Origin of the sequence: Microcoleus sp. N9_A2, from assembly GCF_036701775.1 — a bacterium.
In the GTDB taxonomy this organism is placed as follows: Bacteria; Cyanobacteriota; Cyanobacteriia; order Cyanobacteriales; family Microcoleaceae; genus Microcoleus.
This window is the reverse complement of record NZ_JAUBRH010000052.1, coordinates 1-26,728: the sequence shown is the minus strand read 5'-3', so window position 1 is coordinate 26,728 and position 26,728 is coordinate 1. Positions and strand designations below refer to the sequence as shown.

Sequence of the window (26,728 nt, the reverse complement as noted above, 5' to 3'; positions counted from 1 at the left end):
ATCGGCGTCGAACCCTGTTCATCTGCGGTTAAAATTTCTGATTTTTTTCCAAAGATACCGGGGATGCAAATAACGCCGATATTTGGTAACTACTTCTTTCCCCAACAGCACTACGCTAATCCAAAAACAAACTTCCGCCCCAACAGCCAGAACGACAGATAAAGTAGTTTTTTGGGTAATGTCCAGCGGCAGGAATGGCACAACAAACAAGATTGCGAGCCACGGTAGAAAAGATACGATAAATAAAAATAAACCGAGTTTTTGCATAGATTCACATAATACAGCTTTGATATGCCCTTTATCTATTAGTCTGCTTGGAGTGAATTTTGTTTGTATAGTAGCGAGTTCAATCGCCGCGTGACTACAAACTCACCTAGCGGCACCAATGTCAGCAACAGGCAAGATGCCTGTTCCACAAGAAAGTTCACTCTTTGTGGAACAGGCATCAATGTCAGCAACAGGCAAGATGTCTGTTCCACAAGAAAGTTCACTCTTTGTGGAACAGGCATCTTGCCTGTTCTTGAGAATGGTTCCACAAATGACTACAAACTTAATTGCCAAGCATCTCCAACTCAATTCTTAATCCCCGTCGCCGCAATCCCCCGAATAAACTGCCGTTGACCGGCCAAAAACAGCAACACCATCGGCACTGTTCCAATTACCACCGCCGCCATCAACAACTGCCAACTGCTAGTAAACTGTTCCTGAAACTCAGCCAAAACCAACTGCACAGTCCGCAACTCCGGCCGGGTGGTAAACACCAGCGGTTTAAACAAATCATTCCACTCCCCGATAAAGGTAAACAAAAACAGCGTCACCAAAGCAGGGCGGGCCAAAGGTAACATCACCTGCCATAAAACCTGCCAGCGGTTAGCCCCATCCAGCATTGCCGCCTCCTCCAACTCCACCGGAATTGTCATAAAATACTGGCGCAGCAGAAAAATCCCAAAACCGTTAGCCGCCGTCGGCAAAATCAGCGCCCCGTAAGTATTCAGCAGATGGCCCGACTTCAAAACCAAGAAAATGGGAATCACCAAAAGCTGAAACGGAATTACCAGCGTCGCCAAAACCCCCAAAACTACGGCCTGTCGCCCCCGAAACTTCAGCCTGGCCAAAGCATAACCGGCCAAAGCAGAAGTCACAACCTGAAAACCCGTCACTGCGATCGCCACTAGAGTAGAATTAACAAATGCCAACAAAAAATTGCCACGTCGCCAAGCCTCCTGATAGTTCGCAAAAGTCAGGCCTGTGGCCTTGACACCGACACCAGATGGTGATACAGAAATGAAAAATACAGCAGCCAGCGGTAGCAGCACCAGCGCAGCCCCCGCCAGCAACAAAATAAAACTCAGAAGTTCCAGCGCTTGAGACCTGTCAAAGGATTTACCCATAAATTTGTGAATTAACCTAAAATAATAAGCCTGTGAGGTTATCAAAGCCGATCGCATCCCAGATTCCCATACAACAACATAATAGTCGTAGAAGGAAAGAAGGACTACCTAGGGAGGAAGTTGGGATTAGGATATAATGTTATAGATAGAGTTGGTAATGTAAAACCCTGAAAGGTGGAGACATAGACCGTATTTCTCTCATCTATTTCCGGGCAAAAGATCGACTAACGACTAATTCAAGTAATTAGTAAATAGATAGCATTCTAGCGATAGTCTTTCTGGAGTGTTCGACGGCAAAACTCCGCCAAACACGCTGAGGACGCCAGTTTTTCCCGGAACGTCAAAGAAAAGTTCTTTGTCGAAAGAATCCTCAGCTATAATCTCTGATTTAGATGGGGTGCGTTCAAAAAAGGTAAAGTGCACTGTCACTGACCCCCAATTTTAAAGGGGTTTCCAGACATCCCACAAGCTTATATGAGGAGACTACATATCTATGCCCCAGCTTGAGGCTAGCCCAACAATTGACTTTCAAACCGAAACTTACAAAGATGCTTACAGCCGCATCAACGCCATTGTGATTGAAGGCGAACAAGAAGCTCACGACAATTACCTGACACTGGCCGAACTGTTGGCTGACAAAAAAGCAGAGTTAGTTGGCTTGTCCAAGATGGAGAACCGCCACATGAAAGGCTTCCAAGCTTGTGGCCGGAATCTCAAAGTCACACCGGACATGGTATTTGCCAAGGAATTCTTTTCGGATTTGCACAGAAACTTCCAAACGGCCGCGGCGGATGGTCAGATTGTAACTTGCTTGCTGATTCAATCACTAATTATCGAGTGTTTTGCGATCGCAGCTTACAACATCTACATCCCCGTCGCCGATGACTTTGCTCGCAAAATCACCGAAGGCGTCGTCAAAGAAGAATACAGCCACCTCAACTTTGGGGAAGTCTGGCTGCAAGCTCACTTTGAGGAATCCAAAGCCGAACTCGAAGCTGCAAACCGCCAAAACCTGCCCATCATCTGGAGACTGCTAAACTCTGTCGCAGACGATGCTCGCGTTTTGGGTATGGAAAAAGACGCTTTAATCGAAGACTTTATGATTGCCTACGGCGAAGCCCTAGGTAACATTGGCTTTAACAACCGCGACATCATGCGGATGTCAGCACAAGGTCTCGCAGCCTAGTTAATTGGGAAATAAGGAATGGGAAAAGAATTAAAAATCAAAAATGAGGCATCTCATTTTTAATTAGCAAATTTTCCTTCTTCCTTCTTCCTTCTTCCTTCTTCTTCAATCTTCCTTCATTTGACAACTTAATGTTTGGTCTAATCGGTCACTTAACCAGCTTAGAACACGCCCAATCAGTAGCTAACGAGCTGGGCTATCCAGAATATGCCGATCAAGGTCTCGATTTTTGGTGCAGCGCACCGCCCCAAATAGTTGATCATATCACTGTCACTAGCATCACCGGGCAAAAAATAGAAGGCCGCTATGTGGAGTCATGTTTTCTGCCGGAAATGCTAGCCACTCGCCGGATTAAAGCAGCCACTCGCAAAATCCTTAATGCGATGGCACACGCTCAAAAAAACGGGATTAACATCACTGCTTTAGGCGGCTTTTCTTCGATCATTTTTGAGACTTTCAACTTGCAGCAAATTAAGCAAATTCGCAATCTCAAGTTGGAGTTTGAACGCTTCACTACTGGTAACACTCACACGGCTTACATCCTCTGCCGCCAAGTAGAACAAGCAGCCCCAAAATTGGGAATTGAACTTTCAAAAGCCACTGTAGCGGTTTGCGGTGCTACTGGCGATATTGGCAGTGCTGTGTGTCGCTGGCTCAATGTCAAAACAAATGTAGCAGAATTGTTGCTGATTGCCCGCGACAAACAACGATTGCAAGATTTGCAATCGGAATTAGGGCGAGGCAAAATCATGGATTTGGAAGAAGCCCTGCCCCAAGCGGATATTGTAGTCTGGGTAGCCAGTATGCCAAAGGGAGTAGAAATTAACCCTAAGACATTGAAGCAACCCTGTTTATTGATTGACGGTGGCTATCCGAAAAATTTGGCAACTCAGGTTCAGCATCCCGGAATTTACGTACTAAATGGCGGGATTGTGGAGCATTCCCTCGATATTGAGTGGAAAATTATGAAGATTGTCAATATGGATGTACCTGGCCGACAGTTGTTTGCCTGTTTTGCTGAATCAATGCTGCTGGAATTTGAAAAAATGTATACCAATTTTTCTTGGGGACGGAATCAAATTACTGTGGAAAAGATGGAGCAAATCGGTCATATTTCTGTCAAGCATGGTTTCAGACCTTTATTAATGTCAGTTTGATGTGATTTGTTGTGGTTATTGGTTATTGAGGAAAGTTTTTCTGATAATAACCAGTAACTTTTTTTAGGACAGTTAATAGTGAATTTTCAACAGTTAACTATTAATATTACAGCCGATCGCACGACCCGAAGAAAAGTAGTTTGTAGTTCGGAACAAGCGGATGTGATTGGTGGCAAGAGTTTGTATTTAATTCTTCGGATATTTGATAGTTGGCGACAAAATGTAATATAGACAGGGCTGTTAAAGCTTCCCAAGGGGTGATTTCGATGAACGCGCTGGTGTCGCTTTTTGGACTTGGGAAAAGTTCAGCAGGGTTAGGTCTTTTGTGGCGGTGGGGAACCCAGGGGCGCTGGGAAATAGGGGCTTCAGTTGACAGTTGACAGTTGACAGTTGACAGTTGACCGCAAGATAGCGACCTCTACCTGGAAGGAAGAGGATTGGAGTAATGAATAGTCTTCTTTTAATTTCTCCAGATCAGGCTTGGGGCTTTAAACCAATTCTTTATGGTAAAAATCAGAAGCAAGCAAAAATAGTGTAGCAAAAAACGAGGCTCAAGTCTCTGATGTTCAACCAGCTTAGTAAGCCAAGCATAATTCAAAATTTAAAACTTCCAAATTTCCCCTCTTTTTCAGTATCCCCTGACAGGGTAGGATCTGGAAATAGTCGATCGACAAAACCTGACAAAACCTTATAGAAATTATCAGCGTGCCAAACTCAGACCGTAAACCACTACTCCTAGATTTTGAAAAACCACTGGCCGAACTCGAAACCCGAATTCACCAGATTCGCGAACTCGCTGCAGAAAACAGCGTCGATGTCACCGACGAAATCCGCAAACTCGAAGCTCGCTCTGCCCAACTGCGACAAGAAATCTTCAGCAGCTTGTCCCCCATGCAGCGGCTGCAACTCGCCCGTCACCCGCGCCGCCCCAGCACTCTCGATTACATTCAGGCAATTAGCGACGAGTGGATCGAGCTTCACGGCGATCGGTGCGGCGGAGACGACCCTGCCCTAGTGGGCGGAATTGCCCGCATAGACGGGCGTCCCACAGTCATCATCGGCCATCAAAAAGGGCGCGACACTAAAGACAATATCGCCCGCAACTTCGGTATGGCAGCTCCCGGCGGCTACCGCAAAGCCCTGCGGTTGATGGAACACGCCGATCGCTTCTCGATGCCAATTTTCACCTTTATCGACACTCCGGGGGCTTGGGCGGGCTTAGAAGCTGAACAGCTTGGACAAGGAGAGGCGATCGCCTGTAACCTCCGAGAAATGTTTCGCCTCGACGTTCCGATTATTTGCACAGTCATCGGCGAAGGCGGTTCCGGCGGAGCCTTGGGTATCGGTGTCGGCGAGCGGCTGTTGATGTTAGAACATTCTGTGTATACCGTCGCCACCCCCGAAGCTTGTGCCGCCATTCTCTGGAAAGACTCTGGCAAAGCTAACTTGGCGGCAGAAGCCCTGAAAATCACTTCCTGGGATTTGAAAAACCTCGGCGTTCTAGATCAGATAGTACCAGAACCAGTTGGTGGCGCTCACTCGAATCCCCTCAAAGCTGCGTCCATGCTTAAACAAGCTTTGTTGGAAAACTTAGCAGAACTAAGTCAGCTTACGGGCCAGCAGCGCCGACAACTCCGGTATCAAAAGTTTCGCGACATCGGTGTGTTCACTGAAATTGCTGCTTGAGTCGATCGAGCAGAGAGTTATGAGTCAAAAACCTCTTAACTTCAAGCGAGTAACTCATAACTCGCAACCGATAATTCTGCTAATCCGTCAGCAGTGTTATAATTTCTCAGGTGACAGCGGCTTAACAGTTCTTAATGTTTATCTCATAATTAACTGTTATCACCCGCAGCCAACAGCTTGCTAATTTGCCAAAGCAGGCTGCAACGCTTTAAAGATTTGCCGATCGAAAGTATCAGGAAATTTAATGAACGATCGAACAACAAAGCAGGCTCTGATTACCGGAGCGAGCAGCGGTATTGGCAAAGCGACGGCTCTAGCGTTCGCTGCTGAAGGCATAAATCTAGCTTTAGTTAGCCGAAAGTCAGAAAACCTAGAAGCCGTTGCCACAGCAGCCAGAGAATTTGGAGTGAAAGCAGAAGCTTATCCCTTAGACTTGGCAAAAATTGAGCAAGTGCAAAGCGGCATCAGCGCGATCGCCTCTCAATTCGGGCCCGTAGATATCCTAGTCAACAGCGCTGGCATGGGGTATACAGGCTCCTTGACCGAAACATCCCTAACCGACTGGCAGAGCGTTCTAGACCTCAATCTTACAAGCGTCTGGCAGTGCATTTTAGGAATTTTGCCGGGAATGCGCGATCGCGGATCGGGAATCATCATCAACGTTTCCTCGATCGCCGGCAACCAAACCTTCCCCAACTGGGGGGCCTACTGCGTCAGCAAATTCGGTCTCATGGCTTTGTCTAAAACCTTAGCCGCCGAAGAACGGGCTCACGGAATTCGCGTAACAGCAATCTGTCCGGGTTCTGTCAATACTCCGATGTGGGACACAAAAACTATGCAAGCCGACTTCGATCGCAGTGCCATGTTAACCCCAGAAATCGTCGCCCAATCAATTCTGCACGCAGTTCAGTTGCCAGCAAGTGCAGTAATTGAAGAAATCACCCTCATGTCCAACGCAGGAGTTTTGTGAACTTGAGATTTTAGACTGCTGGATTTTTCTCGAATTCAACAATCTTTGAATCTCTAGCTATATCCCCCAATCCAAAATCGATTCACCCTTACACCAACTTCTTATGACAATTTCATCAAACACCAGTTCCAATGGATCAAACTCAATCTCGACTGACAGCATGAAACTTTCAGAAACCGCAGACAACAACACCCCGCGCATCCCAACTCGACCAGATCGCAATTCCTCGAACGGTCAAGAATCCCACGTACCGAAACCGTCAGAAGTAGGCCAAGAAGAAATGATGGAGGCCGTTCGGACAATGCTGTTGGGAGTAGGAGAAGACCCCGAACGCGAAGGATTGCTCAAAACCCCAAAACGGGTAGCAGAAGCAATGCGGTTTCTCACCAGTGGTTACAGTGAATCCCTCGAAGAACTCCTCAACGGCGCTATCTTTGACGAAGGTCACAACGAAATGGTACTGGTACGAGACATCAGCGTATTCAGTATGTGCGAACACCATATGCTGCCGTTTATGGGCCGAGTTCACATTGCTTACATTCCCAACCAAAAAGTAGTGGGATTGAGCAAATTAGCCCGAATTGCCGAGATGTACAGCCGCAGATTGCAGGTGCAAGAACGTTTGACGCGCCAAATTGCCGAAGCAGTTCAGACAATATTGGAACCGCAGGGAGTAGCTGTGGTAATGGAAGCCAGCCATATGTGCATGACAATGCGGGGTGTACAAAAACCTGGTGCTTGGACGGTGACGAGTGCCATGTTGGGCGTGTTTCAAGAGGAACAAAAAACTCGCGAAGAATTCTTGAATTTGATCCGCCACCAACCGGCATTCTTTTAGTCAGTTGACAGTTGACAGTTGGCAGTTGACAGTTGACAGTTGGCAGTTGACAGTTGTCAGTAGGTTGGGTTGAGAGATGAAACCCAACATAACTATCAAACAAGGCTAATGAGAGTCAGCAGTCAACAGTCAACAGTTATCAGTTTCTAGTGACGATCGACAAATAACCCCATAAAATAGACAGGTGACTCATGACTTGTGACTAAATGAATCCTATTAAATTCGGTACAGATGGCTGGCGCGGCATCATTGCTGACGATTTTACATTTGATCGCGTAGCGTTAGTCGCTCCCTTAGCGGCACAAGTTCTCGCACAAACAGGCGGCAATAATGCCAGCAGCGGTACTGTAATTGTCGGTTACGACCGCCGATTTCTGGCTGAAGATTTTGCCCAAACAGCGGCTGTTGCCGTCCAAAACGCCGGATTTGACGTATTACTGAGCGATTCTTATGCTCCAACTCCAGCTTTCAGTTTAGCGGCCAAACAATTAAATGCTTTGGGTGCGATCGTCCTGACAGCCAGCCACAATCCCGGCGCATATTTAGGGTTAAAAGTCAAGGGCGGGTTTGGCGGTTCAGTTTCGCCCGAAGTTACGCAACAGATAGAAGAAAAACTCGAAAATCCAGCCACACTCGCAGCAACTCCCGGAAAATTGGAGAATTTCAATCCTTGGCCGGCTTACTGCAAAACCTTGCGGGAAATGGTAGATATTGAAGCGATAAAAGAGGCAATTGCATCCAGTAAAATTACAGTATTTGTAGATGTAATGCACGGCGCGGCGGCGGGCGGCTTAGCTCAAATATTAGAAGTTCCAGTGCATGAAGTCAATAGCGATCGCGATCCGCTGTTTGGTGGCGGTGCACCAGAACCTTTACCGCGCTACCTGTCGCAGTTGTTCCGCGTGATGCGGACTCACCAGCGAAAAAGCTCTGGTTTGTCGATCGGATTTGTATTTGACGGAGATAGCGATCGAATAGCAGCCGTTGACTCCCAAGGAAATTTTCTCAGTTCACAAATCCTAGTTCCCATATTAATCGAACACCTAGCAAAACGGCGCGGCTTCACCGGAGAAGTCATCAAAACCGTCAGCGGTTCCGACATCATGCCCAAAATTGCCCAACTTTACGGCTTACCATTGTTTGAAACGCCGATCGGCTACAAGTATATAGCCGATAGAATGTTAACCACCAAAGTCCTAGTAGGCGGCGAAGAATCAGGAGGAATCGGCTACGGAACCCACATACCCGAAAGAGACGCTTTACTGTCAGCCCTGTACTTGTTAGAAGCAGTCGTCAAATCCGGGGAAGACTTAAGCGCAATTTACAGCGGACTGCAACAAGAAACAAGCTTTACTTCAGCTTATGACAGAATCGACTTGCACCTAGCAAACATGGAAGAAAGAGCGCGCTTGCTGGATTTGCTGCAAAATCAACCATTAACAGAAATCGCCGGCAAAGCAGTTATAGATTGCAACAAAGTAGACGGATATAAATTCCGATTAGCCGACGGAAGTTGGCTGTTAATTCGATTTAGCGGAACCGAACCAGTATTGCGGCTGTATTCCGAAGCGGCGACCTTGAAAGACGTGATGCACAACTTGAATTGGGCGAAAGCTTGGGCACAGAAAAATTAGAGTTTTTAACCGCAGAGACCACAGAGGTCGCAGAGGAAAAGAAGAGATAGAGATGAATAATTCCGATGTCAACGGATTTGATATCACTTATTTCTCCATTCTTCTTCTCTGCGTTCTCTGCGCCCTCTGCGGTTAAAAAAAATCTTTCTTATTCATAAATGAAAGAGTATTACTATAGAATCCACATTCGGCCTCCTCAACTATCACAATCGGTTTTTAGTTGTGTTTATTGAACAATTAAGCTGTAAATTATACTTTAGTACCGTAGATAAACGGATCAAAGTTTTTTGAAAGGCATAATCGACTGATGACAAATAATAAATTGCTAATTGTGGCTACGGGCAATCCGGGTAAACTTAAGGAAATGCAGCTTTATCTTCAGGATTTGGGGTGGGAATTGCGCCTGAAACCGGAAGAGTTGGAAATTGAGGAAACTGGGGAAACGTTTATTGCTAATGCTTGCTTGAAAGCTTCTGAAATTGCCAAAGCAACTGGCGAATGGTCGATCGCCGATGATTCTGGTTTAATGGTAGATGCACTCGATGGTCAACCAGGGATTTACTCGGCGCGGTACGGTTCAAGCGATGCTGACAGGATATCTCGGCTGCTCAAAGAATTGGGAAACGAACCAAACCGGGAAGCACAATTTGTTTGCGCGATCGCGATCGCCCGTCCCGACGGTACAATTGCCTTGCAAGTTGAAGGAATTTGCCGGGGCGAAATCCTCCACACTCCTCGCGGTACGGGAGGTTTCGGATATGACCCCATTTTCTACGTACCCGCACAGCAACAGACTTTTGCCGAAATGACACCGGATATCAAGCGATCGCGCTCTCACCGCGGTCGAGCATTCTTGGCTCTAATACCACAGCTAGCCAACATTGTCAACCCCTAATGAGGAAAAAAGCCAAAACATGGGGTAACTGTGGCATTGGATATTGACACGCTTGGTATCAGAACTAAACAGGAAAGAGGTTTTTCGTTGGCAGTTACCAATGACCAATGACCAATGACCAATGCCCTGTTTGGCCTGTTTGGCCTGTTTGGCCTGTTTGGCCAATGCCCAATGCCCCAGTATCTTAGATTGCCTCCAAGTTCTTTTCCCCAGTCCGAATCCGAATAATTTGTTCTACAGGAGAGATGAAAATCTTGCCGTCGCCAATCTCGCCCGTGCGGGAAGCCGCGATAATTTTATCAACCACCATGTCAACCTGATCGTTTTCCACAACAATCTCGACCTTGAGCTTTTGCAAAAACTCAACGGTGTACTCAGAACCGCGATAGCGTTCTGTCATGCCCTTCTGACGGCCAAAACCTCTAACTTCAGAAACAGTCATCCCCACAATACCAGCATTGACGAGTGCGATTTTCACTTCGTCTAGTTTAAAGGGGCGAATAATAGCTTCAACCTTTTTCAAGTTTCTCACTCCTAACAGTTAGTACCTTCGTTATATTACTTAATCGGCGTGACATCTTTTAAGATCACTGCCAGCAGCAAGTATTTTGTCAAGTATATTACCCTATCTTGTACTCGCGATGAAATGCACGCCAACCTTTAACAATCTTCTCGGATTTTCCGGGCGCGCGGGTTCTCGGCTCCGGCTGATCGCGGTAGAGTTAAGAAGACAGCAGCAGCCGTCCCCCGCCGATCTGCTAAAACAGAAAAAGAACGCAGGAGACAGGAGTTTTCCGAGTTTCCGCTTTGCTATGTCAGATTTGCACGTATTGCTGAAAACTATAATTGCTAGAGGCGGTCAGTTAAACTATTCCTATGCACCCAGCCAGCCCTCCCCCTGACCGCAGCGGGCTTGATGCCCTACTGAGAAATCGCCCCTTCCTCGCCTTGTGGACGGGCCAGTTATTGGCCCAAGTGGCGGATAAAATCTTTTACGTATTGCTGATTATTCTGCTGAAAACCGGCGATTACCGCCCCTGGCCTGTTTCTTGGCAGTATTCGGAAAATTCAATGCTGTCAGCGGTGATGATCGCCTACACGCTGCCGGCGATCTTCTTTGGTTCCGCGGCCGGTATTGTGGTAGACCGCTTTTCCAAAAAGCAAATGCTGATTGCCTGTAACGTGATTCGAGCCGTGTTGATTGTAGCTTTGCCGTTTTTGCCCAAAACTTTTGCTGTGTTGCTGGTGATTACGTTTTTGGTCTCTACTGTAACGCAATTTTTTGCTCCAGCAGAGGCGGCGGCAATCCCCCTGGCCGTGGGGCGAGAGGGACTGATGTCGGCAAATGCTCTGTTCGCCTCGTCCACAATGGGCGGAATTATTGTCGGGATGACGATCGGCGAACCGCTGTTTAGTTGGGTCAAACACAGCTTCGGGCCAGCTTATCAAGAGTTTTTGTTGGGTGGGTTGTACCTGATATCCGCAGGTTTGATCTATGCCATGCACATCAAAGAAAATCATCCCGGTAGCAGTGCCAAAAATGTCCATCCTTGGCAAGACCTTAAGGAAGGTTTGCGCTATTTGAAGCACAACCACCTGGTTAGCAACGCGATGCTGCAGTTGACGATTTTGTATTCGGTGTTTGCGGCGCTGCAAGTTCTGGCGATCGCACTTTCGGGCAAAATAGGTCTCAAAGAAACTCAATTTGGCTTTTTGCTGGCTGCTGCGGGAGTTGGAATGGTCTTCGGCGCGGCGTTTTTGGGCCACTGGGGCGATCGAATGCACCACAAACCTTTGCCATTAATTGGTTTTTTGATGATGGGTTTTGTGTTGGGAATGTTTGCTTTTACCAGACAGCTTTGGCTGGGATTCGGATTGAGCGCTCTGTTCGGTTTTGGCGCTTCCTTAATTAACGGCCCGATGCAAGCTCTGATTCAAGAGAAAACTCCCGAATCTATGCGGGGAAAAGTCTTTGGCTTGGAGAACAATGCGATTAATATTGCTCTGAGTTTGCCTTTAGCGCTGACCGGCCCGCTGACGGATGCTGTCAGCAAAGTAGTGGGATCGGATGACTTGGGTTTGCGGATCGTGTTGCTGAGTTTGGGTTTTTTGGTCTCGGTGATGGGCATGGCAGCTTGGCACCACACTCGCAAAGTCTTAAAGGATGCTCTGTGAACTTTGGTAAGAAGGAAGAAGTTCGGCAACGGATTATGTAACGGATGTAACGGATGTAACGGATGTAACGGATGTAACGGATGTAACGGATGTAACGGATGTAACGGATGTCCGTCGGAAGATGGAAGATGTCATTAGTCATCAGTCATTAGTGCTTTCGCCTCCGAGCGAACATATAACGTCATCAGGAAGAAGGGAGAAGGAAGAAGGAAGATGGCTTTCTTTTCGCGATCGATCTCTAACATATAGCGGTTATCAAGCGTGGTGAGGTATGCCCAATGACCTGTTTGGCCAATGACCTGTTTGGCCAATGCCCAATGACCTGTTTGGCCAATGCCCTATAGCGTCATATCGCGGTAAACCGGCATAGAAACGGCGATTTCTTCTATTTCTTTTCTTCCTCTGCTGTTCCACAATTTTGCGATCGGACGATCGCAAACCGCCCCAGCGCGAAACTTTTTGTAAAATATCCGCCGTTAAATTCTCAGAGTTCGATCGTAGAGATTAAAGTAGTATAAAAGCTTTCATTAAAATTCATAATTAGTTTGAGGAAAAAAATCAGTGCAATTAAAAACTAAAGTAGCCGTCAGGCGTGCAACGGGTGGATTTGCTTTAATCGATAGCTTGATCCGCCACGGTGTCAAGCATATTTTCGGTTATCCCGGCGGTGCAATTTTGCCGCTTTACGACGAACTATACCGGGCTGAAGAAACTGGCGCGATCAAACACATTCTAGTGCGGCACGAGCAAGGTGCTGCTCACGCCGCCGACGGATACGCCCGCGCTACCGGACAAGTTGGGGTTTGTTTCGCGACTTCCGGGCCCGGCGCAACTAATTTGGTGACGGGGATTGCGACGGCGCACATGGATTCGATCCCGATGGTAATTATTACCGGTCAGGTTCCCCGTCCGGCGATCGGCACTGATGCGTTTCAGGAAACTGATATTTACGGCATTACTCTGCCCATTGTCAAGCATTCCTATGTAGTGCGCGACCCCAGAGACATGGCCCGAATTGTGGCTGAAGCTTTCCACATCGCGAGTAGCGGGCGGCCGGGGCCGGTGTTGATTGATGTGCCCAAGGATGTCGGTTTAGAAGAGTTTGAGTATCTGCCGGTGGAACCGGGATCGGTGAGAATTCCGGGCTACCGGCCGACGGTGAAGGGAAATCCCCGGCAAATTAATCAAGCAATCCATTTGCTGAAGGAAGCGAAGCGTCCTTTGCTTTATGTGGGCGGCGGGGCGATCGCAGCCGGGGCCCACGAGGAAATTAAGGAACTCGCCGAGATGTTCCAATTACCTGTCACGACAACGCTGATGGGCAAAGGCGCTTTTGACGAAAAACATCCTTTGTCGGTGAAAATGCTGGGGATGCACGGCACTGCTTACGCTAATTTTGCCGTTACCGAGTGCGATTTGCTGATTGCTGTCGGAGCTCGGTTTGACGATCGGGTGACGGGCAAATTAGACGAGTTTGCCGCCCGCGCGAAGGTGATTCACATCGATATCGATCCGGCGGAAGTAGGTAAAAATCGCGGCCCGGAGGTGCCGATTGTCGGAGATGTCCGGCAAGTTTTGATGGATTTGCTGCGCCGCTGTCGGGAAACTGGTGTTTCGGGTACTCCCGGACAAACTGCGGAATGGCTGCACAGGATCGATCGCTGGAAACAGGACTATCCGTTAGTTGTGCCTCACTACCCCGACATTTTGTCTCCGCAAGAGGTGATTTGGGAATTAGCTACTCAAGCGCCGGATGCTTACTACACGACGGATGTCGGTCAACATCAAATGTGGTCGGCTCAATTCTTAAACAACGGGCCGCGTCGCTGGATTTCCAGCGCTGGTTTGGGAACGATGGGTTTTGGGCTGCCGGCGGCGATGGGCGCGAAAATGGCGCTACCCAACGAGCAAGTCATTTGTATTGCTGGCGACGCTAGCATCCAAATGAATATTCAAGAGTTGGGAACATTAGCACAATACGGCATTAATGTCAAGACTGTGATTGTAAATAATGGCTGGCAGGGCATGGTGCGGCAGTGGCAGCAGGCTTTCTACGGCGAGCGTTATTCGTCGTCGAATATGACTGTGGGGATGCCGGATTTTGCGATGCTGGCTGAGGCTTACGGCGTGAAGGGGATGCAGGTTTCGCGGCCGGATGAGTTGGAGGGTGCGATCGCCCAAATGCTCGCTCATGACGGTCCTGTGCTGATGAACGTCAAGGTGACGCGGGACGAAAACTGCTATCCGATGGTTGTTCCGGGCAAAAGTAACGCTCAAATGGTTGGTTTGCCGGAACGCAGCACGTTGCCATCTGCAGAGTTGATTTATTGTCCGAGTTGCGGCGCGAAGAATGTTTCGAGCAATAAATTTTGTCCTGAGTGCGGGACAAAAGTTTAAGTAGTTTTGAGTGGGGACTTAGGCATTGCTTATTAGTCTCAACTTAAGGTCAAACGTACTCACAGACTGCTGTTTATTGCTAAGGCCAGATCCCCCCTAACCCCCCTTAATAAGGGGGGGACAAGATTCCGATAGAAGTCAACCCCTACTCCCCTTCTTAAGGGGGATTTAGGGGGATCTGGCCTCGGATAAAAGCGAGAGATACAAAGGTTTTCGGGGTTAAGTTGACGAGGACAAGAGTCCGCTCAAAGTCAACCCCTACTCCCCTTTTTAAGGGGGATTTAGGGGGATCTGGCCTCGGATAAAAGCGAGAGATACAAAGGTTTTGGGGTTAAGTTGACACATATCGGCAATGCCGTGTCCTTACCGGGATCTGCTGTTTCACATTTAAAACCATCTGGGCTGGCATCCCATCGAAAGCTTTAATCTATAATGTATAAGCATATTTTATGAGCCAGTGTCTAAACCCTGATTGCCTATTGCAAAACCCGTCTGGCTCTACAAACTTCTGTCACGAATGTGGGAATAAACTGCTATTGGGCGATCGCTACCGAGCCCAAAAAATCATTGGACAAGGAGGCTTTGGGCGCACTTTTCTAGCTGTTGACGAGTATAAACCCTCAAAACCTCCCTGCGTTATTAAACAATTTTACCCCCAATTTCAAGGCGCTTCTAGTATCCAGAAAGCTGCTGAGCTATTTGAGCTTGAAGCAGTCCGCCTTGAACAGTTGGGTAAACACTCTCAAATTCCCGAATTATTAGCATATTTTAGTCAAGATGAACGGCAGTATTTAGTCCAAGAATTCATCGACGGTGAAAATTTAGCCCAAACACTAAAATCTCAGGGATATTTTAGCGAAACGCAAATTCGCAATTTACTTAATAATTTACTGCCAGTATTCGACTTCATTCATTCTCGCCAAGTTATTCACCGAGATATCAAGCCAGAAAATATTATTCTTCAGCAAGATGGGCAACTGGTTTTAGTTGACTTTGGAGCCGCGAAATATGCGACACAAACGGCTCTAGCGGTAACGGGAACGAGGATCGGGACGGCTGGATATACGGCACCAGAACAAGCCAACGGTAAACCGATTCATGCGAGTGATATTTATAGTCTGGGTGTGACTTGTCTGTGTCTGTTAACTCAGGTTGAACCGATTGATTTATTCGATGATAGCGAGTTTGATTGGGTGTGGCGAGAACACTTAAAAACATCTGTCAGCTCGGAACTGGGTCAGATTTTAGATAAAATGATCCAACCTGCTATTAAAAAACGTTATCAATCTGCTACTGAAGTTTTGCAGGCTCTTGGTACTCAATCACCTCAATTATCAGCTCAAACACCTCCTCCGCCACCAGACTCGCTTAAATCAGCGCGGGGTGTTGACTATACTCGTCTCCGGGATTTATTAGCAGCAGGAAAGTGGAAAGAGGCGGATCAGGAAACAATAAAGGTAATGCTGAAAGCTGCTCGACGGGAGAAGGAAGATTATTTTGATACGGGTTCAATTGATAATTTTCCTTGCGATGATTTGCGGACGATCGACCAGTTGTGGGTAAAATATAGTCAGGGTCGCTTTGGTTTTAGCGTCCAGAAAAAAAATTGGTTGGAAGTGGGCGGCAAAGTTGATTGGGATACTGAAAAGAAGCTAGGCGATCGCGTCGGTTGGCGCAAGAGGAAAAAGGGGAGGAAAGATTGGTTGGAGTACGATGATTTAACCTTTAATCTGCAAGCACCAGAGGGCCACCTCCCTAGGCAACTGTGTGGGTGGTGGGGTGGGTTCCGGGGTTTGGGTGTGAAGTGGCGTTATGGTTCTGCTCTCGCATCAAGAGCTGTAAGCTGTAATTTATAGCGATTTCAGCCATTTGTTAAGTCTTTTTTTGAGAACCTTTTTTTACGAAGTTATCGGCTTTTCATCATTTCATTACCTGTTACTTACATTAATAATAAATGCCAATAAAAGTCAGAGATATCATTAAACAACTAGAGGTAGGATGCAAATAAACTTTGTGGTTTCGTCAAGTAGAGGAAAAATCGCGGGAGTGGCAAATGAATCTTTATTTGGGAATAGATTTCGGTACTACGGGCGCGCGATCGACAATCATCGACTCCCAGGGTACAATCCATTGTGAGACTGAATATACTTTTGCCAACAACGGGCAACAACAGACTGAATTACCCTCGGTGTGGCAAAATGCACTCTCGGCTGTAATTGAGCAAATCCCCCCAACCATCCGCAATCAGGTAAGGGCGATCGCCCTTGACGGCACATCTTCCACTGTCATGCTGTGCGATACTGACGGTATACCCGTATGCGAACCCATTTTATACAACGATGCGCGCGGTGCAGCCGTGACAGAGACGTTGCTGGCGATCGCCCCGGATAACCACACAGTATTAAGCGCTACATCCAGTCTGGCAAAACTCCTGTGGTGGCAGGAAGGCGGGCACGCATCATCCACCGCCCCTACGGTTTTCCTGCATCAAGCTGATTGGCTGGCATTTTTGCTGCACGGAAAATTAGGAATTAGCGACTATCACAATGCTTTAAAACTCGGTTTCGATGTTGATACTTTGTGCTATCCCGATTGGCTGATCCAGGGAATTGCGGGCGCTGCAACGCCTAAATTGCCGCACGTTGTCGCACCGGGCACGCCTGTGGGGGAAGTTCAAGATGAAGTGAGGAGTCGCTTCGGATTTCCCCGCGATTGTACAGTTTGTGCCGGCACAACCGATAGTATTGCAGCATTTTTAGCAAGCGGTGTCAATTTACCAGGAGAAGCAGTAACTTCTCTCGGTTCTACTTTAGCCGTCAAACTGTTAAGTCATACCCGCGTAGATGATTCTCGATACGGGATTTACAGCCATAAATTAGGCGATTTGTGGTTGGTTGGAGGCGCTTCTAATACCGGAGGTGCGGTGCTGCGACACTTTTTTACTGATGCTGAATTAGCTAATTATAGCACACAAATTAATACCGAACAAGAGAATTTGCTGGATTATTACCCATTGTTAAAAAAGGGCGATCGCTTTCCAATTAATGACCCGAATTTAGCGCCCAGACTCGAACCGCGTCCCGCTGATTTTGTGGAATTTCTGCACGGTTTGCTAGAAAGTATCGCGCGGATTGAAGCGCGGGGATATCAATTATTGCAGGACTTGGGTGCAACTCCTTTGACAAAGGTTTATACTGCTGGCGGTGGCGCAAAAAATGCGGTTTGGAGTGCGATCAGAAAGCGGTATTTGAAAGTGCCGGTGGAAACTCCTGTTCAGACTGCGGCTGCTTATGGAACGGCGTTATTGGCGATGCGAAGTGCGATCGATTTGAGATTGGAGGATTGAAGAAAGCGACCTCACGGATCGATGCGGGAGATTGTAACTTGGATGCTTTTAGTTAGGCTTAAATGTGGTAATTGGGATTGCGATCGCTCTTGATTCAAACTCAAATATAAGGAAGCAAACATTCTGCTATATTGTGTTAAGAATCTAAAATTTAATAACTTAAACACCTCCTACAGTCCTCTCTTCTGTAAGTTACTAGATAAAAGGAGGCAGAGCCTCCGCACCTGCATTACCAGGCAGAGCCTGGTAACGATCAAACATTCTGATATATTGTGTTAAGTTGTTATCCCTAAAAATTAAGGACAATGGCAAAGCTACCTGATGACATCCTGAACACAATTTTCACATTGCAGCGGCGGCTAGTGGAAATCCTCAACGAAACAACCGCCACAGAATATATTTTAATGCAGCAGTTTGGCGAGACAGAAGCGACACTCCCCGAACTAGAATCTCTGGATAATATTAAGGAAAGGTTGAGAACCTCTTACAATCGTTTGTACAGGCTTTTGCAGCAGGTGGCAGAATCTCAACCCGCTGCGACTGCGGATACGTTAACCTTTCTGTATGGCACGATAGAAGACGGAGAGGCCATTGTCGATGCCTCAGCAGCAAGCATTCAAGAAATCAAAATGGATTGGAACTTACGATGAATCAACAACCTAGAATCCCCGACGCTGAAACCAGAAAGCGACACGTTGAAAAGATGCGTGAAGTCTGCCGACAGCTTGACGCTTTCAATTTGAAGTTAGATGAAGCAATTGCCATATTTGAAGCTGACAACCGCCGCCAGCGTCGAGAACGTTTGGCGGGTAAATACAGGCGTGTGGAATCTCAGGTAATCGAATAGACCTCTTGCAAAATAATTTTATGCTATAATAAAGGGTTTGGCTTAAGTGAAGCAGATTGCAGGTTATATCAGCACTTTACAATTATGAGTTAGCTCTGGGGTCTAAAACTCAAAACCTTTAATTATAACATATATTTTTTTTGCAAGAGGTCTAATAAGATCGATTCAGGGGCGATTCCTTACTGGATAGCCTTGAATTATTTCTTTTTAATCCCTCTGTTCGGACTTTGGTTGTTTAGTAGCGGTTGAAACCGCCGACTCCGATCGGGGTTTTTAACGCAGATTTGATATATGCTAATTTTGGCGCACCATCCAGACTAAAAATCCCAATATTTTATCGACTGGAGGTAGCGGATAATCGGTAAGATCGATCGTCACTATTTGCCCTTCTAGCTTGAGAAACCGCCAAGCTGTGCCGCTAGAAACACTGCCGTAGATGGCTAAGATCGATCGACCTTTTGCTTCATTAAACCTTTGGGCCGCCACCATTTCAGCAATACACTGCCCCAAACCTACTTTCAAATCTCCTTTTTTAGCTTCCACCATCACAATTACCGGGGCCTCAACTTCTAACTGTTCGGGGGAACGGCTGATCAGAAAATCGCAAACTCCTGTAAGTCCAACAGTAGCATCGACATTAAATTCTTCACCCGAAAACACGCTGATTTGTTGGTTCAGAATGTTGCGAACTTCCAGCAAGACAGGGTTAATAATAGCTTCTGAACGGGCTTTTTCTGTGCTAGTGGCGATCGCCCAAGGCAAATTTGTCTCCAGCATGGTCTGTAAGGCTGTCGCGGGTGCGATCGGCTCGATTTCTGGCAAAAATCTGATTCCTTCAACTACTACGAGATTGAAGGCTTCTTTAACCTTGCCGATGGTCGTAAATTGACTGTAAGACATAAGAGTTTATCTTTTGATTTCTGCTTTTTACTTAGAAAATCCGGCGGTTGAAACCGCCAGAAAGTCAAACGATGTCCGCCTCTGCGGACTGAAGAAAACAATGTAATTTTTACCGCCATTTTTACCGCCCATTCTTCAACCTGCGGAGGCGGGTTTTGCCTGTACCGACGCGGTTTCAACCGCCCGGTATTCTTGGAGTTTTTTCTATTACACTCGCCGCAACTTAGCCGTCCTCGGATCGATGATTTTGAGCCCCAAACCTTTAAACTTAATTGCCAGATTAGTTTTATCGCCCACTCCCAAAACGTGGGTAATTTCTCCAACTCCAAAAGCATGATGAAAAACCCGTTCCCCCGTTTTCCATTCTGATGGAGAACTCCCAGAATCGGCTGCTGAATTATTAGTTTTTCCCTGAGATGCAGCAGTTTTGCCCGCCTTAGTTTTCTTCGCACTTCCAGCTAGCAAATGTGTCGGTAATTCCCCCAAGAATAGCGAAGGCGTGCAGTGTTCGCGGTATCCTCCCCAGAGGCGGCGTTCGCGAGTGTGGGTGAGAAATAGCAATTCCTGGGCGCGAGTGATGCCGACATAGCACAAACGGCGTTCTTCTTCAACTGCTTTCGGGTCATCTAAACTGCGGAAATTGGGAAATAAACCCTGTTCCATTCCGACTAAAAATACTACGGGGAATTCTAACCCTTTGGCTGAGTGCAGCGTCATCAGCGACACGCGCGAATCGTCTTCTTTCAAATCATCTAAATCGGATGCTAAAGATGCTTTTGCTAAAAATGATGTTAGCGTCGGTTCTTCGTTTTGTTCTTCAAATTGCAGCACTGCGTTGTACAATTCTCTGACGTTTTCGATGCGATTTTCGGCTTCTTCGGTTCCTTGGTTTTTCAAATCGTCAATGTAACCAGAATCTTCGATAATTCCTTGGACAATTTGCGACGCGGGCGTAGTTTCAAGTTTTTGTTGCCAATTACCAATCATGGCGGCAAATTTAATTATAGCTTTTGCCGATCGCCCTGCGAGAGTATTTACAGAAGATTCGTCGCTGAGAATTTCCCACAACGGAATACCTAATTGGGTTCCAGCGTCTTCGATTTTACCAAATGTCGTGTCGCCAATGCCGCGGCGGGGAGTGTTGATGATGCGTTTGAGGCTGACGCTATCGTCGGGATTGGCGATCGTCCGCAGGTATGCTAGGATATCTTTGATTTCTTTGCGATCGTAAAACTTCAGGCCGCCGACAATATTATAGGGAATATCCAAGTACATTAACGCTTCTTCAAAGGAGCGAGATTGAGCGTTGGTGCGGTAGAGAATCGCAAAGTTACTCCCGTGTTCGTATTCGGAATTTTGGCGCTTCAGGGACTGAATTTGACCAGCTACAAATTGCGCTTCATCTATTTCGTTGTCAGCGCGCCATACCACAATCGGAGCTCCGGGTTCGCGAGTCGGCCGCAGAACTTTCTCGATGCGTTCGGTATTGTGTTCGATCAAGTGGTTGGCGGCTTGCAGGATGTTTTCGCGCGATCGATAATTTTCCTCTAATTTTACCATCGTCTGAGTTTTTGCATCCGACAAACCATCGCCGAAATCCTCTTGAAATTCCAGCAAGATGGTATAATCCGCCATCCGAAAACTGTAAATAGATTGATCGACATCGCCCACCACAAAAATCGAGCGATTTTGCCATTTATCAAACTCTTTCGGGTCAACATTATTTGTGACCAACATCCGAATCAAATCATATTGAGTGCGGTTCGTATCTTGGTATTCATCAACTAAAATATGTCTGAATTTGTGATGCCAATAACTTAATACTTGCTCGTTTTGGGATAAGAGTTTAACCGGAACCAGAATTAAATCGTCAAAATCTAAGCCGTTGTTGGCGGCTAAAGCATCTTGGTAACGGCTGTAAACATCCGCAATTACCCGCCCTCGGTAATCCGGTTCTGCGGCGAGGAATTCTTGAGGAGACCAACCTTTATTTTTAGCATTGCTGATGGCATAGCGGACTTTACGCGGGTCAAATTTCTTATCGTCTAAATTGAGGACTTTGGTAACAATTTGTTTGACGAGACTTTGAGCATCTGACTCATCAAAAATTGAAAAATTCTTCTTCCATTGGCGGCCTTTTTCGTCTTGATATTTCTCAATATCGTAGCGGAGAATCCGGCCGCACAGAGAGTGAAAAGTCCCCATCCAAATCTGTTTGGTAATTCTATGGTAAATTTGCGATCGCAATTTGGTTTGCACATCCGGCGCTAAATCTGCCAAAGGTTTGCCATATTCAGCTTCAGCTTGCTGAGTCGCCAGCAATTTCTCAATTCTTTCTTTCATCTCCCTAGCGGCTTTATTCGTAAATGTCACCGCCAAAATATTTTCGGGATCGACTCGGTTGGTGCGAACTAAGTTTGCTACGCGGTAAGTTAGAGCTCTGGTTTTCCCCGAACCAGCCCCCGCTACTACTAACAGCGGCCCGTTGTAATGGACGACTGCTTGGCGCTGGGATGGGTTGAGGTGGCTGAGGTGATCGGTAGTAGTTTGAGTCATAGCTAAAAAGTTAGTTTGATTTTTTTAAGGATAAATAATACTTGGTATGTGATGCCGCGAGTTTTTTTTAAGGTCAGGTGCGCGCACTCTACAATATAATATCATGAATATCAGACGGCGGTTGAAACCGCGTCTACACAAACGATGTCCGCCTCCGCAGACGAAGAGAGAATAAGGTAAAACATAATTTTCACCGCCTATTATTCCACCTGCGTCGGCGGGTTTTGTCTGTATAGCCGCGGTTTCAACGGCCCGGATTTCTAACGTTTCAATATTTGTTTGAGCAAAATTGCTGCTAATATTCCCAAGCCAATCCAAATCGCAATAATTACAGCAGCCGCAGCCCGATTTATCGGTTTTCCTCGCTCTATTTCAGTAGCGGCTTTTTCCCGGCACTCGGCTAAAACCTGTGGCGGAATCATCTTCAGTACCAGCCAAATTCCCAAAGGTACAATTATCAAATCATCCAAGTAGCCGAGAATCGGTATGAAGTCAGGAATTAAGTCGATCGGGCTAAAAGCGTAGGCCACCGTAAGCCCTGCTAAAATTCTGGCGTACCAAGGTACTCTCTGGTCTGTACTGGCTAAACAAACCGCGTAAGTCTCTTTCTTAAGTCGGCGGGCAGCTTGTTTTAACGATTGCATATTTTAAATTTTTACACTCTTCAATAGTCCCGACAATTTTTAAGCAGCGAAAGTACCATAATACACGAATGAAGGAAGGTTAGGATGATTCAAAATAAAATTCTGATCTCAATCTCACTTGTCAATAAAAGTACAAAGTAGATGCTTATTACCAAGGGGAGGAAGTAAGAAATTCACAAATAATTTAGGATTGCTATATGCGATTATAAAGGTAAGCTTTTCCCACAATTCTTTTGCCACTTTTCCTTAAAAAAGAACACTCAATGACGGCAATAATTGTCGGCTCAGGATTCAATGGCTTGAGAAAATACGGCTCAAAAAGTTCTCGATCGCTTCCTCTATGAACTAAACCGTTCAGTGTAAACAGAGGGGAATTCGCAAACGGTATCCGTATCCTGTCGTCATCTCATTTATGAGGTTGGGACGCCAGCAGGATTGACCCAACAGCAACTTGCAGATCGCATTGGGGCAAAACAGTCGCTGATCGCACGGCGTGAAGATGCGAAGTATGAGGGACATTCGCTTTCAATGCTGCAAAAAATTGCCCGTGCGCTCAATCACCGATTGGAGGTTCATCTAATTGCGATCGCTCCTAATGAAAATCACACTGAGCCACGTAGTGCGTAAATTGGGAAATGAGTGTGCGCGATCGTACCAAAAATTAAGAAGGCGATCGCCTCCTTATAGTAGGAAAGCGATCGCCCGTTCAAGGCGCTCGATCTGATTTTCAGGCATATCGCCCCTCCACTTATCACCAAATACACTAATGATAGCAATATTGTGATAAAGTCAATGTGGATGCAGAATTGACCGAACAGCAACTTGCCGTTAGCGATAGCTTACCGAAGGTATCGCTTTGGGACAAAACATTCGCTGGATGAACTGGCGCTGGCACAGCGATCTATTGTTTCAATAATACCCTTCCATATCCGATCGTCACTAACAAAAAAAGGTTTTTCCTCAATAGTCTATGTAATCGTTTCTTTGAATTTATCAAAGTTGAAACTTAGAACCACCTCACCGACGACGGTTGGTGTTATAGATGTCTTGATTGCAAGTTTGAGCGTTTATGATTGCAGGTCGCTACATCCAGTGGTAACAGTGGATATTTCTATTTTGTCCACTGTTACCACCTCGGCAACATTCGGCTTTAATCTATACGAAGAGGCGCACCGATCAGCTCCATCTTGCCGTCAGATCTTGGTTGAAGTGTAGGACCACCTGTCACTTTATAGGTACGAACTGTTTTTCTAAACGGGTATGGTGGACCAGCATAACATCCCATTTTAGATGCAGAACTGTTTTCAGACGAGAAGACCTTTGCTAATAGTGATGATGCTACTCCTGATGTCACGCTTCCAAGAACTGCTCCAGAAACTACAATTGCCGAAGTAGCAGTCATCCCCCCAGCAACGAGAGTGGAAGCCATTGCAGTAGATATACCTGCGACTATTCCAGTTTGCGCCGCAAAAGTTGCTGCTGAGACAAATGCACCATATCCTCCAGTTAAAGCCCCAAACAAAATCGTACCGACAACCGCGCCAACTGGCCATACGCAGTCCCAAGTAGTTATTAAATCTTTTGAGTCGCCACTATATATCGACGCACTGATCGTAAACCAGACTGCTCCCGTACTTCTCCGAAAATATTGTCCAGGCTGAACCAGTTCATAGTAGAGTGGACCAACCTGCTTTAATGCAATCTGTAACGGCCATATCGTACCGTTATAAATTTCAAATCCAGGGCTTTGCATAGCTGTTTCTCCAGTTTTGTTATTTTGACTTGATATCATCAAGAAGCGTTAGCATCATTGTCGCTGCGTCTAAAACCCGCAGTTGCACCTCTGCGATATGCTCATGACGCTCTTGAACTAAACTAAGGAATGTCTCACCTGAAGCTAGGTACTCAACCGCTTGTTTTTCATCCCCTTTTTCAGCAGAGTCTCCCTCAAAAATTTGGACACGGAAGGTTTTTTCACCGATCCTGATGACATATTGAAAGCCATTGACCACAAGATCGTCTTCTGGAAGATGATAAAAAGAGAATCCCACAACTTCGGGAGCAAAACTCCCCGCTAGGTGGTGGTCGCTGACTGCGATGGTCGATTGATCGTTATCCATACAACTCCTTAACTAATTCCTAAACTTGATCCGTAGCCAATACAAAATTACAAAAAGCTGCCTCCAAATAATAACGACTCCAGCCTAAAACTAAGTTGATCTGATACTGCAAGCATTAAGAAATGGGAACTTAAAGCTTGTAGGATGTACATAAATTCAGTTACATCAGCAACTTAACGGAGAGTAGTTCTGCATAGCAAAGCTACGGTAAGGAAGCCGATTATCACTGCTGCTGAAGTTGTGTAAATGCTTCCCAATAAGCCGAGATAACCTGTTAATTAGTTGCCCTACGAGCGGTTATCTAAGAAAGTAGATGACGATTAAGCTCTGAAGGCTTTGAAACCCTCGTAATCAATAATCTATCAAAACTCTCCGGAGCTGTCTTTACAGGAAAGTATGGAGTTTAAGTATGGTTGAGTATGGTTGAGATTGGATGAATATTGCCCCAAAACGAGAAAATCTATGGAATTTGAGCAAGGATTGGAGATTGTCACCCATGCGATCGCCCGCAAAATCGCTAGAACGCTCACTGAGGTTGAAATTGCCCTTTTATTCGGTGCCTGGAACAACTTGACCTACGATCGCATCGCCGAGCGCTCGGGCTACTCCATCAACTATCTCCAACGGGACATTGGCCCCAAATTCTGGAAGCTTCTCAGTGATGCTTTGGGCCGCAAAGTCAACAAAACCAATCTACGCGGCATTCTCACTCACTTTGATACCCCGATCGCCACTCCCCAACCTCAAGTCCAACGTTCAATTTATTGGGGCGAGGCGATCGATGTTTCCAGCTTCCAAAGTCGAGTTGAAGAGATTGAAACCCTCACGCAGTGGATAATACAAGATCGCTGCCGACTGATTGCTTTGGTGGGAATGGGTGGAATCGGTAAAAGTACCTTAGCGGCTAAAGTCGCTCAACTCTTACAAGAACAATTTGAATTTGTAATTTGGCGATCGCTGCGTAACGCCCCTCTCTTAGATACGTTGTTGTCCGAACTGGTGCCTTTCCTTTCTAACCAGCAAGATATCCAAGCTAAACCCGAACGACTCCTGTACTGGCTGCAAACCCATCGCTGTTTGGTGATTTTGGATAATCAAGAAACGATTTTACAAGCAGGCAATTGCGCCGGATACTACCAGCAAGATTTCACAGACTATGGTGACTTATTTCAATTACTGGGAGAAGCCAGTCATCAGAGTTGTATTTTACTTACCAGTCGTGAGAAATCCTCAAAAGTCGCAATATTAGAAGATTTAAACGGAGCAGTGCGAGCGCTTTATGTGCAAGGTTGCAGGGAAACATCCCTGGTATTCATTGACTCCAAGCAACTCGTGGGAACCGATGCGGAAAAACGCCAACTTTGTGAATTGTATTGTTGCAATCCGCTGGTAATAAAAATAGTTTCTGCCTCTATTCAGAGTTTGTTTGATGGAGAGATTGCCACATTTTTCCAAGAAAAGACACTGGTATTTAATGGCATCCGCCGCTTGTTAGCTCGGCAATTTGATCGATTGTCGCCCGTAGAAAAAACCATCATGTATTTGTTGGCGATTAATCGAGAATATACAACCATTGCTGAACTGCAAGCCCACATTGTACCTGCAATTTCACGGGCGACCCTATTAGAGTCCCTAGAATCCTTAACGTGGCGCAGCTTAATCGAAAAGCGATCGGGTGAATATACCCAACAGCCCGTCGTTATGGAATATGTCACAGACTGTTTAATGGGTACATCTCACTTTTACAAAGATATTAAGTGGAAAGCTGACCAGGGAGATAAGCACAGCGAAGAGAAAGGATATCAAAATTACTGACTATATTACTGACTATTTTTTTAGTTTCTAAAAATGTAACAACCCGGATATTTAGCAATTTCAGTGGCAAGGTAAAGTATAGCATCTGTTGTATGGTAACCGTTCAGGGGGGGTAAAAGAGAAATAGCCCAAAAAGCGGAGAAAATCTGATAAATTAAGTGACATGGAAGA

General features: G+C 46.3%; 25 protein-coding genes. 16 read left to right on the top strand and 9 right to left on the bottom strand.

Annotated features, from left to right (window positions below; all coding sequences use genetic code 11):
- Positions 1 to 18: 18 nt before the first annotated feature.
- The 3 genes from QUA44_RS23505 to QUA44_RS23495 all read right to left on the bottom strand — a co-directional run bounded on the left by QUA44_RS23505 (position 19) and on the right by QUA44_RS23495 (position 1,814).
- Positions 19 to 267, bottom strand: a complete 249-nt coding sequence (locus tag QUA44_RS23505; protein ID WP_333254822.1) for a transporter suffix domain-containing protein — start codon at positions 265 to 267, stop codon at positions 19 to 21.
- 305 nt (positions 268 to 572) lie between these two features.
- Positions 573 to 1,391: a carbohydrate ABC transporter permease gene (locus QUA44_RS23500; protein WP_333254826.1), complete on the bottom strand. Its 819-nt coding sequence runs from the start codon at positions 1,389 to 1,391 to the stop codon at positions 573 to 575.
- A 231-nt stretch (positions 1,392 to 1,622) separates the two neighbouring features.
- Positions 1,623 to 1,814, bottom strand: coding sequence for a hypothetical protein (locus QUA44_RS23495; RefSeq protein ID WP_332984860.1), 192 nt, complete (start codon positions 1,812 to 1,814; stop codon positions 1,623 to 1,625).
- Positions 1,815 to 1,884: 70 nt separating this feature from the next.
- Between QUA44_RS23495 and QUA44_RS23490 the strand changes: the two genes are divergently transcribed.
- The 7 genes from QUA44_RS23490 to rdgB all read left to right on the top strand — a co-directional run bounded on the left by QUA44_RS23490 (position 1,885) and on the right by rdgB (position 9,757).
- Positions 1,885 to 2,577 carry an aldehyde oxygenase (deformylating) gene (locus QUA44_RS23490; RefSeq protein ID WP_333254830.1) on the top strand — a complete coding sequence of 231 codons (693 nt, stop codon included), beginning with the start codon at positions 1,885 to 1,887 and terminating at the stop codon, positions 2,575 to 2,577.
- A gap of 131 nt (positions 2,578 to 2,708) precedes the next feature.
- Positions 2,709 to 3,734: a long-chain acyl-[acyl-carrier-protein] reductase gene (locus QUA44_RS23485; RefSeq protein ID WP_333254832.1), complete on the top strand. Its 1,026-nt coding sequence runs from the start codon at positions 2,709 to 2,711 to the stop codon at positions 3,732 to 3,734.
- Positions 3,735 to 4,439: 705 nt separating this feature from the next.
- Positions 4,440 to 5,420: an acetyl-CoA carboxylase carboxyl transferase subunit alpha gene (accA, locus tag QUA44_RS23480; RefSeq protein WP_333254836.1), complete on the top strand. Its 981-nt coding sequence runs from the start codon at positions 4,440 to 4,442 to the stop codon at positions 5,418 to 5,420.
- 244 nt (positions 5,421 to 5,664) lie between these two features.
- The gene (locus QUA44_RS23475) at positions 5,665 to 6,390 is read left to right on the top strand and encodes an SDR family oxidoreductase (protein ID WP_333254838.1); all 726 of its coding nucleotides are present in this window, start codon (positions 5,665 to 5,667) and stop codon (positions 6,388 to 6,390) included.
- 103 nt (positions 6,391 to 6,493) lie between these two features.
- Entirely contained in the window at positions 6,494 to 7,228 is a 735-nt protein-coding gene (gene folE, locus QUA44_RS23470; RefSeq protein WP_333254840.1) for a GTP cyclohydrolase I FolE, read from the top strand.
- 206 nt (positions 7,229 to 7,434) lie between these two features.
- The gene (locus tag QUA44_RS23465; protein ID WP_333254842.1) at positions 7,435 to 8,862 is read left to right on the top strand and encodes a phosphoglucomutase/phosphomannomutase family protein; all 1,428 of its coding nucleotides are present in this window, start codon (positions 7,435 to 7,437) and stop codon (positions 8,860 to 8,862) included.
- A 307-nt stretch (positions 8,863 to 9,169) separates the two neighbouring features.
- Entirely contained in the window at positions 9,170 to 9,757 is a 588-nt protein-coding gene (rdgB, locus tag QUA44_RS23460) for an RdgB/HAM1 family non-canonical purine NTP pyrophosphatase (RefSeq protein WP_333254844.1), read from the top strand.
- 184 nt (positions 9,758 to 9,941) lie between these two features.
- Here rdgB and QUA44_RS23455 read toward each other — a convergent pair whose 3' ends face one another.
- Positions 9,942 to 10,280: a P-II family nitrogen regulator gene (locus QUA44_RS23455; protein WP_006633346.1), complete on the bottom strand. Its 339-nt coding sequence runs from the start codon at positions 10,278 to 10,280 to the stop codon at positions 9,942 to 9,944.
- A gap of 85 nt (positions 10,281 to 10,365) precedes the next feature.
- Between QUA44_RS23455 and QUA44_RS23450 the strand changes: the two genes are divergently transcribed.
- From QUA44_RS23450 to QUA44_RS23420, 7 genes are all read left to right on the top strand, one after another.
- Positions 10,366 to 10,659, top strand: a complete 294-nt coding sequence (locus QUA44_RS23450) for a hypothetical protein (RefSeq protein WP_333309960.1) — start codon at positions 10,366 to 10,368, stop codon at positions 10,657 to 10,659.
- Positions 10,634 to 11,932 carry an MFS transporter gene (locus QUA44_RS23445; protein ID WP_333254848.1) on the top strand — a complete coding sequence of 433 codons (1,299 nt, stop codon included), beginning with the start codon at positions 10,634 to 10,636 and terminating at the stop codon, positions 11,930 to 11,932. Before QUA44_RS23450 ends, QUA44_RS23445 begins: the two co-directional genes overlap by 26 nt.
- Before the next feature lie 561 nt (positions 11,933 to 12,493).
- Complete coding sequence (gene ilvB, locus QUA44_RS23440; RefSeq protein ID WP_333254850.1) at positions 12,494 to 14,329, top strand: biosynthetic-type acetolactate synthase large subunit; 1,836 nt, start codon at positions 12,494 to 12,496, stop codon at positions 14,327 to 14,329.
- 449 nt (positions 14,330 to 14,778) lie between these two features.
- Positions 14,779 to 16,185, top strand: coding sequence for a serine/threonine-protein kinase (locus tag QUA44_RS23435; protein WP_333254852.1), 1,407 nt, complete (start codon positions 14,779 to 14,781; stop codon positions 16,183 to 16,185).
- 197 nt (positions 16,186 to 16,382) lie between these two features.
- Positions 16,383 to 17,675 carry an FGGY-family carbohydrate kinase gene (locus QUA44_RS23430; protein ID WP_333254854.1) on the top strand — a complete coding sequence of 431 codons (1,293 nt, stop codon included), beginning with the start codon at positions 16,383 to 16,385 and terminating at the stop codon, positions 17,673 to 17,675.
- A 305-nt stretch (positions 17,676 to 17,980) separates the two neighbouring features.
- Positions 17,981 to 18,325 carry a hypothetical protein gene (locus QUA44_RS23425; RefSeq protein ID WP_333254856.1) on the top strand — a complete coding sequence of 115 codons (345 nt, stop codon included), beginning with the start codon at positions 17,981 to 17,983 and terminating at the stop codon, positions 18,323 to 18,325.
- Positions 18,322 to 18,522 (top strand): hypothetical protein, encoded by a 201-nt coding sequence (locus QUA44_RS23420; RefSeq protein ID WP_106146329.1) that lies wholly within the window; start codon positions 18,322 to 18,324, stop codon positions 18,520 to 18,522. Before QUA44_RS23425 ends, QUA44_RS23420 begins: the two co-directional genes overlap by 4 nt.
- 294 nt (positions 18,523 to 18,816) lie before the next feature.
- On the opposite strand, the gene QUA44_RS23415 is transcribed toward QUA44_RS23420, so the two are convergent.
- The 3 genes from QUA44_RS23415 to QUA44_RS23405 form a co-directional block, all read right to left on the bottom strand.
- Positions 18,817 to 19,422, bottom strand: a complete 606-nt coding sequence (locus tag QUA44_RS23415) for a hypothetical protein (RefSeq protein ID WP_333254858.1) — start codon at positions 19,420 to 19,422, stop codon at positions 18,817 to 18,819.
- A gap of 207 nt (positions 19,423 to 19,629) precedes the next feature.
- Positions 19,630 to 21,978, bottom strand: coding sequence for a DNA helicase PcrA (pcrA, locus tag QUA44_RS23410; RefSeq protein WP_333254860.1), 2,349 nt, complete (start codon positions 21,976 to 21,978; stop codon positions 19,630 to 19,632).
- Between the two features lie 260 nt (positions 21,979 to 22,238).
- Positions 22,239 to 22,622, bottom strand: coding sequence for a YkvA family protein (locus QUA44_RS23405; protein ID WP_333254862.1), 384 nt, complete (start codon positions 22,620 to 22,622; stop codon positions 22,239 to 22,241).
- Positions 22,623 to 23,057: 435 nt separating this feature from the next.
- Between QUA44_RS23405 and QUA44_RS23400 the strand changes: the two genes are divergently transcribed.
- Positions 23,058 to 23,249 (top strand): helix-turn-helix transcriptional regulator, encoded by a 192-nt coding sequence (locus QUA44_RS23400; protein WP_333254864.1) that lies wholly within the window; start codon positions 23,058 to 23,060, stop codon positions 23,247 to 23,249.
- A 523-nt stretch (positions 23,250 to 23,772) separates the two neighbouring features.
- Here the strand turns inward: QUA44_RS23400 and QUA44_RS23395 are convergent.
- Complete coding sequence (locus QUA44_RS23395) at positions 23,773 to 24,414, bottom strand: hypothetical protein (protein WP_333309957.1); 642 nt, start codon at positions 24,412 to 24,414, stop codon at positions 23,773 to 23,775.
- Positions 24,395 to 24,742 carry a hypothetical protein gene (locus QUA44_RS23390; RefSeq protein WP_333254867.1) on the bottom strand — a complete coding sequence of 116 codons (348 nt, stop codon included), beginning with the start codon at positions 24,740 to 24,742 and terminating at the stop codon, positions 24,395 to 24,397. The genes QUA44_RS23395 and QUA44_RS23390 overlap by 20 nt, the downstream gene beginning before the upstream one ends.
- Before the next feature lie 462 nt (positions 24,743 to 25,204).
- On the opposite strand from QUA44_RS23390, the gene QUA44_RS23385 reads away from it, so the two are divergent.
- Positions 25,205 to 26,557: an NB-ARC domain-containing protein gene (locus tag QUA44_RS23385; RefSeq protein WP_333254869.1), complete on the top strand. Its 1,353-nt coding sequence runs from the start codon at positions 25,205 to 25,207 to the stop codon at positions 26,555 to 26,557.
- Positions 26,558 to 26,728 lie beyond the last annotated feature (171 nt).

Coding starts and splice junctions, on each gene's coding strand:
- QUA44_RS23505 (WP_333254822.1), bottom strand. CDS start 267: ATGCAAAAACTCGGTTTATTTTTATTTATCGTATCTTTTCTACCGTGG.
- QUA44_RS23500 (WP_333254826.1), bottom strand. CDS start 1,391: ATGGGTAAATCCTTTGACAGGTCTCAAGCGCTGGAACTTCTGAGTTTT.
- QUA44_RS23490 (WP_333254830.1), top strand. CDS start 1,885: ATGCCCCAGCTTGAGGCTAGCCCAACAATTGACTTTCAAACCGAAACT.
- QUA44_RS23485 (WP_333254832.1), top strand. CDS start 2,709: ATGTTTGGTCTAATCGGTCACTTAACCAGCTTAGAACACGCCCAATCA.
- QUA44_RS23475 (WP_333254838.1), top strand. CDS start 5,665: ATGAACGATCGAACAACAAAGCAGGCTCTGATTACCGGAGCGAGCAGC.
- folE (WP_333254840.1), top strand. CDS start 6,494: ATGACAATTTCATCAAACACCAGTTCCAATGGATCAAACTCAATCTCG.
- QUA44_RS23465 (WP_333254842.1), top strand. CDS start 7,435: ATGAATCCTATTAAATTCGGTACAGATGGCTGGCGCGGCATCATTGCT.
- rdgB (WP_333254844.1), top strand. CDS start 9,170: ATGACAAATAATAAATTGCTAATTGTGGCTACGGGCAATCCGGGTAAA.
- QUA44_RS23445 (WP_333254848.1), top strand. CDS start 10,634: ATGCACCCAGCCAGCCCTCCCCCTGACCGCAGCGGGCTTGATGCCCTA.
- QUA44_RS23435 (WP_333254852.1), top strand. CDS start 14,779: ATGAGCCAGTGTCTAAACCCTGATTGCCTATTGCAAAACCCGTCTGGC.
- QUA44_RS23430 (WP_333254854.1), top strand. CDS start 16,383: ATGAATCTTTATTTGGGAATAGATTTCGGTACTACGGGCGCGCGATCG.
- QUA44_RS23425 (WP_333254856.1), top strand. CDS start 17,981: ATGGCAAAGCTACCTGATGACATCCTGAACACAATTTTCACATTGCAG.
- QUA44_RS23420 (WP_106146329.1), top strand. CDS start 18,322: ATGAATCAACAACCTAGAATCCCCGACGCTGAAACCAGAAAGCGACAC.
- QUA44_RS23415 (WP_333254858.1), bottom strand. CDS start 19,422: ATGTCTTACAGTCAATTTACGACCATCGGCAAGGTTAAAGAAGCCTTC.
- pcrA (WP_333254860.1), bottom strand. CDS start 21,978: ATGACTCAAACTACTACCGATCACCTCAGCCACCTCAACCCATCCCAG.
- QUA44_RS23405 (WP_333254862.1), bottom strand. CDS start 22,622: ATGCAATCGTTAAAACAAGCTGCCCGCCGACTTAAGAAAGAGACTTAC.
- QUA44_RS23395 (WP_333309957.1), bottom strand. CDS start 24,414: ATGATATCAAGTCAAAATAACAAAACTGGAGAAACAGCTATGCAAAGC.
- QUA44_RS23390 (WP_333254867.1), bottom strand. CDS start 24,742: ATGGATAACGATCAATCGACCATCGCAGTCAGCGACCACCACCTAGCG.
- QUA44_RS23385 (WP_333254869.1), top strand. CDS start 25,205: ATGGAATTTGAGCAAGGATTGGAGATTGTCACCCATGCGATCGCCCGC.